Source organism: Pseudomonas sp. FBCC-B1667, assembly GCF_059133255.1.
In genome coordinates, this window is record NZ_CP101437.1 from 4,207,418 (window position 1) to 4,223,001 (window position 15,584).

12 protein-coding genes are annotated in these 15,584 nt (G+C 59.9%); 6 read left to right on the plus strand and 6 right to left on the minus strand.

What is annotated here, in order from left to right:
- Positions 1-6 precede the first annotated feature (6 nt).
- The 3 genes from NL116_RS19445 to NL116_RS19455 all read left to right on the plus strand — a co-directional run bounded on the left by NL116_RS19445 (position 7) and on the right by NL116_RS19455 (position 4,276).
- A complete protein-coding gene (locus NL116_RS19445; protein WP_494373611.1) occupies positions 7-1,398 on the plus strand; it encodes an aldehyde dehydrogenase family protein in 1,392 nt (463 codons plus the stop codon).
- A 3-nt stretch (positions 1,399-1,401) separates the two neighbouring features.
- On the plus strand, positions 1,402-2,562 hold the full coding sequence (locus tag NL116_RS19450; protein ID WP_494373612.1) for an iron-containing alcohol dehydrogenase: 1,161 nt from the start codon (positions 1,402-1,404) through the stop codon (positions 2,560-2,562).
- A 148-nt stretch (positions 2,563-2,710) separates the two neighbouring features.
- Positions 2,711-4,276, plus strand: coding sequence for an amino acid permease (locus NL116_RS19455; RefSeq protein WP_494373613.1), 1,566 nt, complete (start codon positions 2,711-2,713; stop codon positions 4,274-4,276).
- Positions 4,277-4,346: 70 nt separating this feature from the next.
- Here the strand turns inward: NL116_RS19455 and NL116_RS19460 are convergent, their stop codons facing one another.
- The gene (locus tag NL116_RS19460; RefSeq protein WP_494373614.1) at positions 4,347-5,621 is read right to left on the minus strand and encodes a glucarate dehydratase family protein; all 1,275 of its coding nucleotides are present in this window, start codon (positions 5,619-5,621) and stop codon (positions 4,347-4,349) included.
- A complete protein-coding gene (locus tag NL116_RS19465) occupies positions 5,618-7,015 on the minus strand; it encodes an MFS transporter (RefSeq protein ID WP_494373615.1) in 1,398 nt (465 codons plus the stop codon). The genes NL116_RS19460 and NL116_RS19465 overlap by 4 nt, the downstream gene beginning before the upstream one ends.
- A 106-nt stretch (positions 7,016-7,121) precedes the next feature.
- Between NL116_RS19465 and NL116_RS19470 the strand changes: the two genes are divergently transcribed.
- Positions 7,122-8,024, plus strand: coding sequence for a LysR family transcriptional regulator (locus tag NL116_RS19470; protein WP_494373616.1), 903 nt, complete (start codon positions 7,122-7,124; stop codon positions 8,022-8,024).
- 180 nt (positions 8,025-8,204) lie between these two features.
- Positions 8,205-8,894 carry a hypothetical protein gene (locus NL116_RS19475; RefSeq protein WP_494373617.1) on the plus strand — a complete coding sequence of 230 codons (690 nt, stop codon included), beginning with the start codon at positions 8,205-8,207 and terminating at the stop codon, positions 8,892-8,894.
- Between the two features lie 156 nt (positions 8,895-9,050).
- On the opposite strand, the gene NL116_RS19480 is transcribed toward NL116_RS19475, so the two are convergent.
- From NL116_RS19480 to NL116_RS19495, 4 genes are all read right to left on the minus strand, one after another.
- The gene (locus NL116_RS19480; RefSeq protein ID WP_494373618.1) at positions 9,051-9,488 is read right to left on the minus strand and encodes a DUF6130 family protein; all 438 of its coding nucleotides are present in this window, start codon (positions 9,486-9,488) and stop codon (positions 9,051-9,053) included.
- Positions 9,489-9,609: 121 nt separating this feature from the next.
- Positions 9,610-11,610, minus strand: a complete 2,001-nt coding sequence (locus NL116_RS19485; protein WP_494373619.1) for a peptidase U32 family protein — start codon at positions 11,608-11,610, stop codon at positions 9,610-9,612.
- A 153-nt stretch (positions 11,611-11,763) separates the two neighbouring features.
- On the minus strand, positions 11,764-13,245 hold the full coding sequence (locus NL116_RS19490) for a DUF1254 domain-containing protein (RefSeq protein WP_494373620.1): 1,482 nt from the start codon (positions 13,243-13,245) through the stop codon (positions 11,764-11,766).
- A gap of 119 nt (positions 13,246-13,364) precedes the next feature.
- On the minus strand, positions 13,365-14,585 hold the full coding sequence (locus tag NL116_RS19495; protein WP_494373621.1) for an MFS transporter: 1,221 nt from the start codon (positions 14,583-14,585) through the stop codon (positions 13,365-13,367).
- A 99-nt stretch (positions 14,586-14,684) separates the two neighbouring features.
- On the opposite strand from NL116_RS19495, the gene NL116_RS19500 reads away from it, so the two are divergent.
- On the plus strand, positions 14,685-15,578 hold the full coding sequence (locus tag NL116_RS19500) for a LysR family transcriptional regulator (RefSeq protein WP_494373622.1): 894 nt from the start codon (positions 14,685-14,687) through the stop codon (positions 15,576-15,578).
- Positions 15,579-15,584 lie beyond the last annotated feature (6 nt).

A 15,584-nucleotide genomic window follows, 5' to 3' on the forward strand; every position in this document is an offset into this window, starting at 1 on the left:
GTCAGCATGACGGCAACCATCCAACTCATTTCCCCGGTCGATGGCCGGGTCTATGCCGAACGCCGCTACGCCGACGCCACGCAGATCGAACAGGCACTGACCACCGCCTCCACCGCCCAGGCGCAATGGAAACGCCGGCCCCTGAGCGAGCGCGCGGCTTTTTGCAGTGCCGTGGTGGACGCGATGCTGGCGATGAAAACCGACATCGTGCGGGAACTGGCCTGGCAAATGGGCCGCCCGGTACAGTTTGGTGCGGGCGAATTGCGCGGCTTCGAAGAGCGTGCCCGGCACATGATTGCCATTGCACCTGAAGCCCTGGCAGCGATTGAACCCACGCCCGTCAGCGGTTTTCGCCGGCACATCCAGCGTGATCCGTTGGGGAACGTGCTGGTTATTGCGCCCTGGAATTACCCGTACTTGACCGCCGTGAATACGATCATTCCGGCGCTGATGGCCGGCAACAGCGTCATCCTCAAACACGCGTCGCAAACGCTGCTGGTGGGTGAACGGTTTGCCGAGGCCATGGCCAGCGCCAACCTGCCAGCCGGTCTGTTTCACAACCTGTTGCTCGATCACCGCCAGACCGCCGACATCATTGGCTCCGGACGCGTGCAACAAGTGAACTTCACCGGTTCCGTCGGCGCTGGCGAGGCCATGGAAATCGCCGCCACCGGGCGCTTCCTCGGCGTGGGCCTGGAACTCGGCGGCAAAGACCCGGCCTATGTGCGCGCCGATGCCAATCTTGAACACGCCGTAGAAAACCTGGTGGACGGCAGCTTCTTCAACTCAGGCCAGAGCTGCTGCGCCGTCGAACGCATCTACGTCGACAAAAAAATCTACCCGGCCTTTATCGAACGTTTCGCCGCCCTGACCCGCCAATACGTGCTGGGCAATCCACTGGACGAAGCCACCACGCTCGGCCCCTTGGTCACCCCGGCTGCTGCTGATTTCGTGCGCGGCCAAATCGCCGAAGCGCTGGCCCAGGGTGCCAAGGCACTGATCGAACCGCAGGCATTTCCCGCCGATGTTCCGGGCAGCGCCTACCTCGCGCCGCAGGTGTTGGTCGACGTCACTCATCAAATGTCAGTCATGCGCGAGGAAAGCTTCGGCCCGGTGGTCGGCATCATGCCGGTCGAAGGTGACGACGAAGCCATCGCCCTGATGAATGACAGCGAATTCGGGCTCAGCGCCTCGATCTGGACTCAGGACCTCGCCGCCGCCGAACGCCTGGGCAACGAGATCGACACCGGCACCGTGTTCATGAACCGCTGCGACTACCTCGACCCGGCACTGGCCTGGACCGGCGTGAAAAACAGCGGACGCGGCGTCACCCTGTCGCGGCTCGGTTATGAACACCTGACACGCGCCAAATCCTTCCATTTGCGCCACGAGATTTGAGCCATGAGCCTGACCGCGAACTGGAACTACCCCACGAGCATCCGCTTCGGTGTCGGCCGTATCGCCGAACTCGCCGACACCTGCCGCGCCCAAGGCATCCAGCGCCCGCTGCTGGTCACCGACAGTGGCCTGGCGCGGGCGCCGATGACCCTCGCCGCCCTCGACGCCTTGCGCGCTGCGGGCCTCGGTGTTGCGATGTTTAGCGATCTCAAGCCCAACCCGGTCGAAGCCAACCTGGCCGGCGGACTCGACGCCTGGCGCGCCGGCAACCACGATGGCGTGATTGCCTTCGGTGGCGGCAGCGGCCTGGACATGGGCAAGCTCATCGCCTTCATGAGCGGGCAGACGCGCCCGGTCTGGGATTTCGAAGACATCGGCGACTACTGGACCCGCGCCGACGAAAGCCGCATCGCCCCGGTCATCGCGGTACCAACCACGGCGGGCACGGGCTCGGAAGTCGGGCGGGCAGCGGTGATCATCGACGAGGCGAGCCACACCAAACGCATCATCTTCCACCCCAAAATGATGCCGTGCGTGGTCATCAGCGACCCGGCCCTGACTGTCGGCATGCCGGCCAAAATCACCGCTGGCACCGGCATGGACGCCCTGGCGCACTGCCTGGAAGCCTACTGCGCCCCCGGTTTCCACCCCTTGGCCGATGGCATCGCCGTGGAAGGCATGCGCCTGGTGGCCAACGCGCTGGTGCGTGCCGTGCACACGCCCGGCGACCTTGAAGCGCGCGCGAACATGCTCGCGGCGGCGGCGATGGGTGCCACCGCGTTTCAGAAAGGCCTGGGCGGGATGCATGCCCTTTCGCATCCGGTCGGCGCGCTGTACGACACTCACCACGGCATGACCAACGCGACCTTCATGCCCTACGTGCTGAAATTCAATCGCCCGGCCATCGAAGAACGCATCACGCGCCTGGCTGCCTATTTGCGCTTGCCCTCTCCCGGCTTCGACAGTTTCCTGGCCTTCATCCTCAAGCTGCGCAAAGACATCGGCGTGCCGCACACGCTGTTCGAATTGGGCGTGGATGACAAACAGTCCGACCTGATCGCGGACATGGCCGTGGTCGACCCTTCTGCCGGTGGCAACCCGCTGCCCTTGACCAAGGCCGGTGCGGCAGAGATTTTCGACGCGGCGTTTCACGGCCGCCTGTAGAGCAGTTGACTGTCGGTGTACGCCACATGAAGGCAGCGCACGGGCAGGTTGTACCGGTTGGAGACAGGAGCAGTACGACAAGGGGTTGAAAGCCAGCGCTTCCGGCATTCCGGAGGGGCGCGTATCAAAACCTGAAGGGGCACACGACATGAATCCAGCAAGCCAGCCCGGCACCGACGCCTCGCATGACGATGACGTCAAGGCGCTGCACAGCATGGGCTACGCCCAGCAGCTCTCGCGACGCATGGGCGTTTTCTCCAACTTCGCGATTTCCTTCTCGATCATCTGCATCCTTTCCGGGGGCATCAACTCCCTCGCCCAGGGCACCTCCGGCGCGGGCGGCGCGTCCATCGGCATCGGCTGGCCCATCGGCTGCCTGATCTCAGGGGTGTTCGCCATGGCCATGGCACAGATTTCCTCGGCCTATCCCACCGCTGGCGGGCTGTATCACTGGGGCTCGATTCTGGGCAATCGCTTTACCGGATGGCTGACCGCGTGGTTCAACCTGTTGGGGTTGGTCACCGTGCTGGGGGCGATCAACGTCGGCACCTATTACTTCTTTTTCGGTGCCTTCGGCCCGGCACTGGGCATGGAAGACACGACCACGGTGCGGGTGATTTTCCTCGCCGTGCTGACCGGTCTTCAGGCGTTGTGCAACCACCTGGGAATTGGCCTGACCGCCAGGCTCACCGATTTCTCCGGCTACCTGATTTTCGCCACGGCGTTGGCGCTGACCATCGTCTGCCTGATCTCGGCACCGAGCTATGAATTCGCACGGCTGTGGACCTTCAGCAACTACTCCGGCGATGCTGGCGGCGCGGTTTGGCCATCGGTGTCGAACGGCTGGGTGTTCATGCTCGGCCTGCTGTTGCCGATCTACACCATCACCGGTTATGACGCCTCGGCACACACCTCCGAGGAGACGCGCAACGCAGCCATTTCCGTGCCGCGCGGCATGGTCATGTCGGTGGTCTGGTCGTTGCTGTTCGGCTGGGTGATGCTGTGTTCGTTCGTGCTGATGCTGCCGAACATGGACGAGGCGGCGAAGCAAGGCTGGAACGTGTTTTTCTGGGCGATGAACACTCAGGTCAGCCCGACGCTCAAGCTTGCGTTGTATGTGGCGATTTTCGTCTCGCAGATCCTCTGTGGATTGGCGACGGTGACCTCGGTGTCGCGGATGATCTTCGCCTTCTCCCGTGACGGCGGCCTGCCCTGTTCCAAAGCGCTGGCCTCGGTCTCGCCGACCTTCCGCAGCCCGGTGGCGGCAATCTGGACCGGTGCCACCCTCGCCGTGCTGTTCGACTGGGGCTCGTCGGTGATCTCGGTCGGGGCCACGCCGGTTTATACGATCGTGGTGTCCTGCACGGTGATCTTCCTGTTCTTCTCTTTCATCATTCCCATCGTGCTGGGCCTGTTTACCTACGGGACCTCGAAGTGGCCGACCATGGGACCGTGGAACATGGGGCGCTTCTGGTACACGGTGTTCGCCCTGCTCTCGGTGCTGTCGATGGTGATCATCTTCATCATCGGCATTCAGCCACCGAACGATTGGGCGCTGTACATCACCATTGGCTTTCTGGTGCTGACGGCGATTGTCTGGTTCGGCTTTGAAGCCCGGCGCTTCCAGGGGCCGCCGGTGGGCGACGTGATTGCTCAGCGCCAGGCGCAGATTGCGGCGGCTGAGGCGGCGTTGAATAAACATTCAGGAAGCTGAAACCCCGCACCTACTGCCAGCCAAATGAGGTCCCTGTGGGCGCGAACGTGCTCCCACAGGTTTTGTCCCGTCAAAAACGCGGCTTGACGGTTTTCCACTCCGGCTTGTAGCGCTGCATCTGTTTCACGTCATCGCGCTGGCGAATGCCGCACGTCAGGTATTGGTCGTGCAGCTTGCCCAATTGATCGTGATCCAGCTCCAGACCCAACCCCGGCGCGCGGGTAATTTTCACGCAGCCATCGACGATCGGCAGCTTGCCGCCCTTGATCACCTCTTCGTCCGGCTCTTGCCACGGGTAATGCGTGTCGCAGGCGTAATCGAGATTCGGCACCGACGCGGCGACATGGGCCATCGCCATCAGGCTGATGCCCAGGTGCGAGTTGGAATGCATGGACACGCCCAGGCCAAAGGTCTGGCACATTTTCGCCAGGGCCTGGGTGTCGCGCAGGCCGCCCCAATAGTGGTGATCGGCGAGCACGATCTGCACGCTGTTCAAGGCCACGCTGCGGCGGAACTCATCGAAGTCAGTCACCACCATGTTGGTCGCCAGCGGCAGACCGGTGCGTTTGTGCAGTTCGGACATCCCCTCCAGGCTCGGCGTCGGGTCTTCGTAATATTGCAGGTCGTCGCCCAGCAGTTCAGCCATGCGAATTGAGGTTTCCAGGGACCAGTTTGCGTTCGGATCGATCCGCAGCGGGTAACCCGGGAAGGCCTTTTTCAGCGCCTTGATGCACGCCACTTCATGCTCCGGTTCCAGCGCGCCCGCCTTGAGCTTGATGCTCTTGAAACCATAGGTCTCGATCATGCGCCGAGCCTGGGCGACGATCTGCTCTTCGTTCAGCGCTTCCCCCCAACTGTCGGGTTTGTAAGGCAAGTCGATATGCTGGGCGTACTTGAAGAACAGGTAGGCGCTGAACGGAATCTCGTCACGGATCGCACCGCCCAGCAAGTCCACCAACGGCACGTTCAACGAGTGCGCCTGCAAATCCAGGAACGCCACTTCGAACGCCGAATACGCATTGCTCACCGCTTTGCTGGCGTGAGAACCGGGCGCCAGTTCTGCACCGGCGATGCTCGCCGGTTTGTTCGCCGCCACGGTGGCCTGCACGATGGCGCGCAGTTGATTGAGGTTGAACGGGTCGAGGCCAATCAGCTGGTCTTGCAATTGCTGTTGGATCGCCAGCGCCGGCGCGTCGCCGTAACTCTCCCCCAGGCCAATGTAGCCAGTGTCGCTCTCGATCTCGATGATCGAGCGCAGCGCGAACGGCTCGTGGATACCACTGGCATTGAGCAGTGGCGGATCACGGAAAGCGATGGGGGTGACGGTGACTCGTGTGATTTTCAAGAAGCTGCTCCCTTTGGATCTGGTTTCAAAGCGGTGTGACTGACAGGGGGTTGTGGCGCACTGGTCGAGGCGGGTTTACCTGTCAGCGAGCGCAAGGCGTCGCCACGGGGTGCGGTGCGTGCGAAAAAGATCACCACGGCGGCGACCAGTGAGGTGGCGGCCAGGCCGTAGAGTCCGCCCTCGATAGAGCCGGTTTTTTGTTCGAGAAAACCGAACGCCGTCGGCGCCACGAAACCGCCGAGGTTGCCGATGGAGTTGATCAGGGCAATCACTGCGGCGGCGATGCGCGCGTCCAGATAGCCTTGCGGAATCGGCCAGAACAACGCCGAGGCAGCCTTGAAACCAATGGCCGCAAAACAGATGGCGACGAAGGCGAAGATCGGCCCGCCGGTGGTCGACATGAACATGCCGAACGCCGCAATCACCAGCGTCAACGCCACCCAGGCTTGCTGGTGTTTCCATTTGCTGGCCATGGCGGCGAAGCCATACATCGCGACGATGGAAATCAGCCACGGAATCGAGTTGAACAGGCCGACCTGGAAGTCGCCCAGGTTGCCCATTTTCTTGATCATGCTCGGCAGCCAGAACGTAGCGCCATAGATGGTCAGGGCAATGGAAAAATAGATAAAACAAAACAGCGCGATTTGCTTGTCGGCCAACAGTTTAAACATCGACGGTTTGATCGTCTGCGCAGCTTCGCGAGCGTGCTGCTCCAGGGCGATGGCGCCAACCAGCGCGTCCTTTTCTTCGGCGCTCAGCCATTTCGCTTCACGCGGATGGGATTGCAGCCAGAACCAGACGAAACCGCAAAGGACGATGGAGGCAAAGCCTTCAATCAAGAACATCCACTGCCAGCCATGCAGGCTCAAACCGCTGACGTTCAGCAGCGCACCGGACACCGGGCCGGAAATGACCGACGCAATCGCCGAGCCGCTGAGAAAGATCGCCATGGCCTTGCCCCGTTCCGTCGACGGCAACCACTGGGTGAAGTAGTAAATGATGCCCGGAAAAAACCCCGCTTCAGCCGCGCCGAGAATAAAACGCAGCACATAGAAACTGGTTTCGCCGCGCACGAAGGCCATGGCCATGGCGGCGGCACCCCAGGTGAACATGATGCGCGTCAGCCAGGCGCGAGCACCGTAGCGTTGCAGCAGCATGTTGGAGGGCACTTCGAAGATCGCGTATCCGATGAAAAACAACCCGGCACCCAGGCCGTAGGCCGCGGCGCCGATGCCCAGGTCGGTTTCCAGGTGGCTGCGCACGAAGCCGATGTTGACCCGGTCGATGTAGTTGACGATGAACATCACCACAAACAGCGGCAGCACATGGCGTTTGACCTTGGCCGCGGCGCGGGCCAACACGCTCGGGTCCGAGGGATTCTGGAGGGTATTCAAGAGGCAACTCCCGTTCATTGTTTTTTTAGGGACGAGCCGATCATGGACGCGGCAATTGATCCCGTCTAATCTAACTTGGCATTCGATTGATACCTGGATTAGATCAATGTTCGAACTGACTCAACTGCGCTGCTTCACCACGGTGGCCACCGAACTCAACTTTCGTCGTGCCGCCGAACGCCTGAACATGACGCAACCCCCGCTCAGTCGACAGATCCAGTTGTTGGAGCACCACCTGGGCGTCGAACTGTTCACCCGCACCACCCGTAGCGTGGCCCTCACCGCCGCCGGTCGCGCCTTCTTCATCGAAGCGCAGAACCTGTTGGAGCGCGCCCAACAAGCCGCCGTCACCGCCCGGCGGTTTGCCGAAGGCGACATCGGCTCGGTCAACATCAGCTTCGTCGGCAGCGCGGTGTATGAATTCCTGCCCAAGGTCATTGCTGAAGCGCGGCTCAAACAGCCCCACGTCAAAATCGACCTGTCGGAGATGAACACTTACCAACAGCACGAAGCCCTTCGCGCCCGGCGTATTGATCTGGGCATCGTCCGTGCGCCCTTGCTGGAACCGGGCTATGCCACCGAGTGCCTGGTGCGCGAGCCGTTTGTCCTGGCCGTCCCCAGTCGCCACCCGCTGGCCACTGCCGACACCGTGTCCGTCAAAGACCTCGACGCGCAACCGTTCCTGATGTACTCCCACGCCGCCTACCCGCCCTTCAACGAACTGCTGACCGGCATGCTGCGCTCAGCCCGTGTGGCCCCGGAATACGTGCAATGGCTCGGTTCGTCTCTGACGATCCTGGCGCTGGTCAACGCGGGGATGGGCCTGGCCCTGGTCCCGCGTTGCGCCACCAGCGTGGTGTTCAAGAACGTGGTGTTCCGGGATATCGATCTTGGGGAAGGCGTACAGAGCGAGCTGCATTTGATCTGGCGCGAGAACAATGACAACCCGGCGTTTGCGATGTTGCTGGAGGGGATTCGCAAGGCTGTGAGGGAGGGATGGGGGGTGTGAAAGCATCGATCAAACGATGAATACCTGTGGCAAGAGGCCTTGCCCCCCTCACCACAATCAGCGGTTACAGTTTATTTAAAAAAAGAGCCATCACTTTCGCTACCAACGAAGGGTGATGGCAATACGCGGGTTGATAGACCGGTCGTATCAGTTCCCGGCGCCCTCGAAAGAGCCCCGCGCATGGCCACCATAATAGGTGATGCCATGCACCGTGATACGAAACCGGGCTACCAAACCCGATCGCTGTTTTTCAGCGACAAGGAAACGATACAGGCGATGAACGCAGGGTCTCTTAGATCAGTCAGCTATCAGCCAGAAACGGGTATTCGCTGCCAAATCCCACGCCCTATAAGCAGACGGTCTATCCTCTCACTGACTACAAGTAGCAAAAAATCAGAAACCCGCTACTACAATAGTAACGACCACTTCATTCATTGCAGATTGTCACAGGAACGTCACTCCATGCGAAATCAACTTAAGTATTCCAGGCTTCGGTTTGGATGTTTAATTAGTGTTGTTTTAATTGGACTGACCGCTTGCGCGAGCGATAAAAACAGCACCGCATCTACGAAAGAAATTACTCAACCCCCTATTGATGATAGCGAGACTTCGTCTGTACGTGTCACGACTAGCTGGATACAACACTCGTATAGCCAAGCTGACTGCCTGAAGCACGCCAGTGCGGCGCTTGCAAAAGCGAGATATTTTGTTGATGCCGGAGACAGATCAGTCTATGGGATGCGCGAAGGTATGACTTTTTCGATTCGCTGCGACTACGAAGGCGTTGCTTTTTTGGCAGTAGCTTATCGCCACAGACCCAGCCCTCAAACTCAGGATCGGGTATTGAATGAAATTACCAGACTATTTTAAGGACTTCAGATTTCTGAGAAAGTCGTTATTCATTTTTCGGAAGTTGAATACCTAAGCGCACTTATGAATCTGTCTTGTTATTTCTTATTGCCCAATTTTCATCGAAAAAAGCATCGAAAAAGACGACGTATTTATTTACCTGCCGTCTGAAGCTTTTCACTTCTGCGGCACAACAAAACTCACTTCCGTGCCGGTGAGAATTTTGTGAGTCGGGTCGGCCACTTCAAGCAGCACCTTATGCGTCCCGGGCGTCAACCCGACCACGATAATCGGGTCTTCACTGGTGTGCGCCCACGTGCCTTTCCAGTCGTCGACGGTCACATGCAGGTGAGCGAGACGCGGTGATACGCCAACCGCCGCTTTGCCAAATACCGGCATGACCCTGGCGTGCTCTATTTGATACTGGATGATGACAACACCGCGGGCGAGCGGCTCGGCCAGCGGCGGATAGGCGATGAGTGTGGGCACCGCCTCGGATTCCAGCGGGAGGATGGCCGGTGGCTGTTGGGGGTCTGCAATCCCTTGACCGCTCGCGGCGATATAAAAAAACAAACCCGAAGTAACGGCCAACACATTTCTGAGAGCGACGGCCATGGTTTTTTCTCCCGAGCGTTAACTCAAGGCTAGATCAAACTCCACGACATGGGGCCGGCCGGATGGGCTGCGCCGATCATCGGTATTGACGATGACCCAGCGCAGCGTACTCGCCGCTCACTCAATGCGGCGCGCGAGGAATGGTCTTCAACAGGTCTTCAGGACTGATGTAACCCACCACCGGCTCCGACACACTCCCCGGCAGTGGCAGGTCAAGGATGTGGCCCTTGATCTTGCCGATGACGTGCATTTCGCAAGGCTTGCAGTCGAACTTCAGCGTCAGTACCTCGTCGCCGTGCACCAGTTGCATCGGCGCGACCTTGGTGCGCACACCAGTGACGCCTTTGGCTTGCTTGGGGCACAGATTGAAGGAGAACCGCAGGCAGTGCTTGGTGATCATCACCGGCACTTCCCCGGTTTCTTCATGAGCCTCAAACGCCGCGTCGATCAACTTGACGCCATGGCGGTGATAGAAGTCCCGGGCCTTCTGGTTGTAGACGTTGGCCAGGAACGACAAGTGCGACTCCGGATACACCGGCGGCGGCGTCGTTTCAGCCTTGCGATGACCTCTCGGGTGGGCGAGCAGACGGGCCGCGGTCAACGCTTCAATCACCTCGCGGCGCAAGGCTTTGAGTTGCGAGTTGGGAATGAAAAACGCCTGGGGTGCCTCCAGTTCAACAGCGGTCGCGTGGTAGTCCGTGGTGCCCAGTTGACCGAGCAGATCGCGCAGTTGCTCCAGGGCCTGTTCCGGCTTGTTGGCCAGACCGAACGGGCCGTCCAGCGACAGGCTGGCGCTGACACCCTCCTCGCTCGTGGCGGTCAGTTGCAGGCGCTGCTCATCAAGGCGTGCCACCCAACTCAAACCGATACGACGCTCGGCGGAAGTCTTCTGCAAGGCTTGCTGCCAGTTATGGTCAAGGTTGCGGCTCAGAGGATGGTTGGGCCGCAGCTTGAACATCCCGTCCGGCATCTCGTTGGGTTCGACGCGGTAGCGATAGCGCTTCTGGCCGTCTTCGAGGAATTCACCCTTGGGCTCGGCGATATTGGCGCGGAAACCCACCACCTCACGTTTGATCTGCACGTTGAGGCCGTCGCCATTGGACAGCGGCTCAAAGGTCACCACCTGCAGATCCCGCTTGCCGACCTTCTCCACCACGCCTACCGACAAACCGGTGAAGGTCGGGGAGTCGAAAGCGCCGATGTCGATCTTGCGATCAGTGACGAAGTAATCAGTGCTGCCGCGGTGGAAGGTCTTGTCCGGGTCGGGCACAAAGAAGTGCGCGGTGCGGCCGCTGGAGGCCCGCGCCAGGTCCGGGCGATCTTCCAGCACGTCGTCCAGACGCTGACGGTAATAGGCCGTGATGTTTTTCACATAGCCCATGTCTTTGTAGCGCCCTTCAATCTTGAACGAGCGAACACCGGCTTCGACCAGGGCACGGATGTTGGCGCTCTGGTTGTTGTCTTTCATCGACAGCAGGTGTTTTTCGTAAGCGACGACGCGGCCCTGGTCGTCCTTGAGGGTATACGGCAAACGACAGGCCTGGGAGCAGTCGCCCCGGTTGGCGCTGCGACCGTTCTGGGCGTGGGAAATATTGCACTGCCCGGAGAACGCCACACACAACGCACCGTGGATGAAAAATTCGATCGCGGCATCGGTCTCGTCGGCGATGGCGCGGATCTCTTGCAGGTTCAGCTCGCGGGCCAGTACCAGTTGGGAGAAACCCGCCTGGTCCAGGAATTTTGCCCGTGCCAGCGTGCGGATGTCGGTCTGGGTGCTGGCGTGCAGCTCGATCGGCGGGATATCCAGCTCCATCACGCCCAGATCCTGAACGATCAACGCATCGACGCCCGCCTCGTACAACTGGTGGATCAGCTTGCGCGCCGGCTCCAGTTCGTTGTCGTGCAGGATCGTGTTGATCGTGGTGAACACACGGGCGTGGTAGCGACGGGCGAACTCCACGAGCCCGGCAATCTCGCTGACCTCGTTACAGGCGTTGTGCCGGGCGCCGAAGCTCGGGCCACCGATGTACACGGCGTCGGCACCATGCAGGATGGCCTCGCGAGCGATGCTCACGTCACGGGCGGGGCTGAGCAATTCCAGGTGATGTTTTGGCAGAGACATATTTTTTATCTGGTTATCACGGTAGGTGCGCATTGTAGCGGGCAAAAACGAGATGGGCACGTGGGGCGACGGAATGAGGGTTGTTGCGCACCGGCACAGCAAAAGCAGCCCTTGCCGACACCCACTTACAGCGAGTGTCAGCAAGGGGTCGCACTATTTGGACACGACCACCGCCGGTGGCTGCCAGCTGCCTTCGCCAGGGGGAAGAATCGAAGGCGGTGCGGTCTTCGGCCAGTAGAGACGCATCACCAGATAGACCGTGTCGTCGGGTGCCGGCAGCCAATTGGCTTCCTTGGCCTTGCCGGGAGAGTCCTTCTGGATGTACAGCGTCAGTGAACCCTCCGCATTTTTCTTCATGGCCGACAGCATCGGCGAATTGATCAGGTAACGGTTGAGCGGGTTCTTGATCAGCAGTTGGCTCTTGCCGTCGTACAGGGTCACCGACCAAAAGGCATTGACGGGCGGCAGCTTGCCGGCCGGGAAGGTCAGCGTGTAGTTGCGCTTGCTGGTATCCAGCGTCTGGCCATTGCCGTCGGTGCGGGTAAAGGGGTACATCGCCTCAACGGCGTCATTGCCGTAAAGGCCGCCCTTTGCGGCGCCGGCACGCATTAGCCAGTCGGCCTTGTAGAACGCCTGGTCGCCGAAGAACGCGCCGACGTTCCAGCCATTGATGTTTTTCATGCCACTCGAGAGAAACTGGTCAACCTTCTCATCGCCAGCTTTCATCCCCAACAAGACCACCGCCTTGTGTTCGAGCGAGAGGTCTTTGAATTCGAAGCGCCGGCCGGGGCCAACGCCGATGCTGGCCAGCTTCGACCGGATCTCCTTGTCGTCAGCCGATGGCGGCACATACTCCAACGCGGCCGACAGGTACTCGAAGAAATTGTCCTTGATCCCCGCCGTGGTGGCCGGCACGAAGTCAATCTTCGGTGCCGCGAGCGGCGCGGGTTGATGGAGGAAGGCAGAAAGCGGCTGGACCTTGTAACCCGCCTGAACCTTCTCGACATTGGGCATGTCGGCTGGATTGAACAACTGGGTCCGGATCAACGTCAGGGCGAAGGGGGTCGTGGAGTTGAACACTTTATCGATGCCAGGCGGTGTCGCCCCTGTCCAGTCGGGGCCTGCAATCAGATAGCTCCCGGGCACGCTGGCTGTTGCCCGACTGCCGATATAGCCAAAGTTATAGGTGTTGCCGTCGATCAGTTGCACCGAGTAATAGCGCTTTTTGGAGACTGCCGGCACGGTGATCACCAGAGGCTCGGCGCGCAGGTCGGTCCAAAGAATCGAGTATGGGGTGTCGCTGTTTGGCGTAATGACGGCAGTGTCAGCGGGCGTCGCGACCCGATGTTCGTTATACAGACGGTTGAAGGGAGCCTTGAACTGGCTGGACTTGGGGTCCACCGCGAACTCGTTCATCACGGCGTAGTTCATCACCAGCGGCAAGCCGTAGATAAAGCCTTCCTCGGCGATAGCCTTCGTCTGCTCGAGGCTCGGCGCGGGGACGCCCTTGGCCACATCCGCCTTGTCTGCCTGCGTGATCGGATCGTTCTTGCTCGCACATCCCGTGAAAAGCGTTGAAACCACCACGACAAGTGCCGCAGCTAATGTCCAGCCCCGGTTAAACGTCCTGTCCATGTCCACCTCGTTTGTTCTGAGCAAGTTGGCACCACGCCAGTCTGACGACTGAATGCCTGCAAGAACCCTAGGCACAGGGTTCCGGCTCGTCAAACGGACAAGGTCAATTTTGAGTCTCATCACTGATTGACGGTGCTTCGCGATGTGAACACGGCCGCCACTGCGGCGAGTACCAGCAAGATGGCGCTGGCGAGAAAGGTCACGCGATAGCCGCTCCCGTCGAACAACAGCCCGCCGAGAGCAGAGCCCAGCGCAATGGATAGCTGAATGACCGCCACCATCAGGCCGCCACCGGCTTCAGCATCCTTGGGCAACGCTTTGGCCAACCACGACCACCACCCCACAGGTGCCGCCGTCGCGATCAGTCCCCACAGCCCCAGCAATACAAAAACCGCCACGACGCCACCGCCAAGGACAATCAGGGACAGAGCAATGGCGGCCATCAAGAGGGGAATGCTGACCAGTACCCGGTAGAGGCCGGCGTTCAGGAAACGCCCGATCAGAACGGTACCGACAAAACCCGCCACGCCGATGACCAGCAGGATCATCGACAACAGGGAGACCTCTACACCGGTGACGGTCTCCAGAAACGGGCGCAGATAGGTGAACAATACGAACTGCCCCATGAAAAAAATGCCCACGCTCAACAGGCCGAAACGGACCAATCGGCTCTTCAACAATCGAAAGACATTGCCCGCGCCCGCTTTACGCGGCGCCGCCGTCATGGCTGGCAGGCTGATCCACTGCCAGATCAACGCGACGATCGCTACCGGAATCAGGCAGAAAAAAGCCCCCCGCCAACCGATGACACTCCCCAGATAGCTTCCCAGTGGGGCGGCCACTACAGTTGCCAAAGCATTACCGCCGTTGAAGATTGCCAGAGCCTTGGGCACTTTATGGGACGGTACCAGGCGCATGGCCATTGCCGCCGACATCGACCAGAACCCACCGATCACCACACCAATCAGCGCACGCCCCAACATGTACACCGTATAGTTTGGCGCCAGACCGACCACCAGCCCCGACACGCACATAACCCCGGTCAGCAGCAACAACAGCGTCTTGCGGTCCATTGAGCCCGCAAGCCTGGAAATCGAAAGACTTGTCACCACCGCGAAGGCGCCGGAGATGGCGATCCCATAGCCGGCCAGTCCTTCACTGATGTGCAGATCCGATGCAATCGGTGTGAGCAAACTGACAGGCATGAACTCGGAGGCGATCAGCGCGAAGACGCACAGTGTCATCGCAAAGATGCCACTCCAGTAAGCCGGCTGTTCCCCAGTTCCCGGCGTGCCGAGGGCATCACCTGTCGGGGTGTCGAATACAGGTGTCTCGCTCATCATCAGTACTCCGTTCCAGATAGGTGGCAGAGCTTGACGGATTCGAGATACCTTGATTAGCAGGTGTAATCTTCATGTGCTTTTGAGAAAAACTCAGCAATGGCCCCTACCAAAGTCAACGATCTCCAAGCTTTTCTGGCGGTGGCGCGCGATCAAAGCTTTACCAAAGCCGCCGCCAAACTGGGCGTTACGCCTTCTGCGCTGAGTCATACGATCCGCGCGCTTGAACAAAGACTGGGGATACGTCTGCTGGCCCGCACGACACGCAATGTTTCGCCGACAGAGGCTGGCGAACGATTGATGCGCTCGATCGCCCCGCTGTTTGATCAGATCGCTGTCGAGATTGAAGCCTTGAGCGAACTACGGGACAAACCCAGTGGCACGATTCGTATTTCCTGCACTGACGATCAGATTGAGTTGTGCATTCGGCCGATGCTGGCAGGCTTCTTGAAGAATTACCCGGATATCACTCTGGAGTTCTACGTCGACTATGGATTCACCAACGTGGTCGAAGAACGCTTCGATGCCGGCATTCGCCTGGGCGAATCGATCAGCAAGGACATGATTGCGGTTCGCATAGGACCGGACTGGCGGTTGGCGGTGGTGGGATCGCCAGCGTATTTCGAACGCAACCCGGCACCTACAACCCCCTATGAGCTGACCGGGCATGACTGCGTCAATATTCGACACAGGCCATCAGGGGCGATCTACGCCTGGGAGTTTGAACGAGATGGCCAGGCGTTTACGGTCAAGGCCGATGGACAACTTGTTTTCAACAGCATCATGCATGTGCTCAACGCTGCCGTTGACGGCGTGGGCTTGGCCTACGTACCGGAGGAACTGGTCGCACCGTATCTGGCCGACGGCCGCCTCAAAGAAGTCCTGGCCGACTGGTGTCCCGAGTTTCAGGGTTACCACTTGTATTACCCCAACAGACGCCAGACGTCTCCCGCCTTTTCTGCATGGGTGGAGGCGCTGAAATATAGAAGCTGAGTGTTC

Coding starts and splice junctions, on each gene's coding strand:
- NL116_RS19445 (WP_494373611.1), top strand. CDS start 7: ATGACGGCAACCATCCAACTCATTTCCCCGGTCGATGGCCGGGTCTAT.
- NL116_RS19450 (WP_494373612.1), top strand. CDS start 1,402: ATGAGCCTGACCGCGAACTGGAACTACCCCACGAGCATCCGCTTCGGT.
- NL116_RS19455 (WP_494373613.1), top strand. CDS start 2,711: ATGAATCCAGCAAGCCAGCCCGGCACCGACGCCTCGCATGACGATGAC.
- NL116_RS19470 (WP_494373616.1), top strand. CDS start 7,122: ATGTTCGAACTGACTCAACTGCGCTGCTTCACCACGGTGGCCACCGAA.
- NL116_RS19475 (WP_494373617.1), top strand. CDS start 8,205: ATGGCCACCATAATAGGTGATGCCATGCACCGTGATACGAAACCGGGC.
- NL116_RS19480 (WP_494373618.1), bottom strand. CDS start 9,488: ATGGCCGTCGCTCTCAGAAATGTGTTGGCCGTTACTTCGGGTTTGTTT.
- NL116_RS19485 (WP_494373619.1), bottom strand. CDS start 11,610: ATGTCTCTGCCAAAACATCACCTGGAATTGCTCAGCCCCGCCCGTGAC.
- NL116_RS19490 (WP_494373620.1), bottom strand. CDS start 13,245: ATGGACAGGACGTTTAACCGGGGCTGGACATTAGCTGCGGCACTTGTC.
- NL116_RS19495 (WP_494373621.1), bottom strand. CDS start 14,585: ATGAGCGAGACACCTGTATTCGACACCCCGACAGGTGATGCCCTCGGC.
- NL116_RS19500 (WP_494373622.1), top strand. CDS start 14,685: ATGGCCCCTACCAAAGTCAACGATCTCCAAGCTTTTCTGGCGGTGGCG.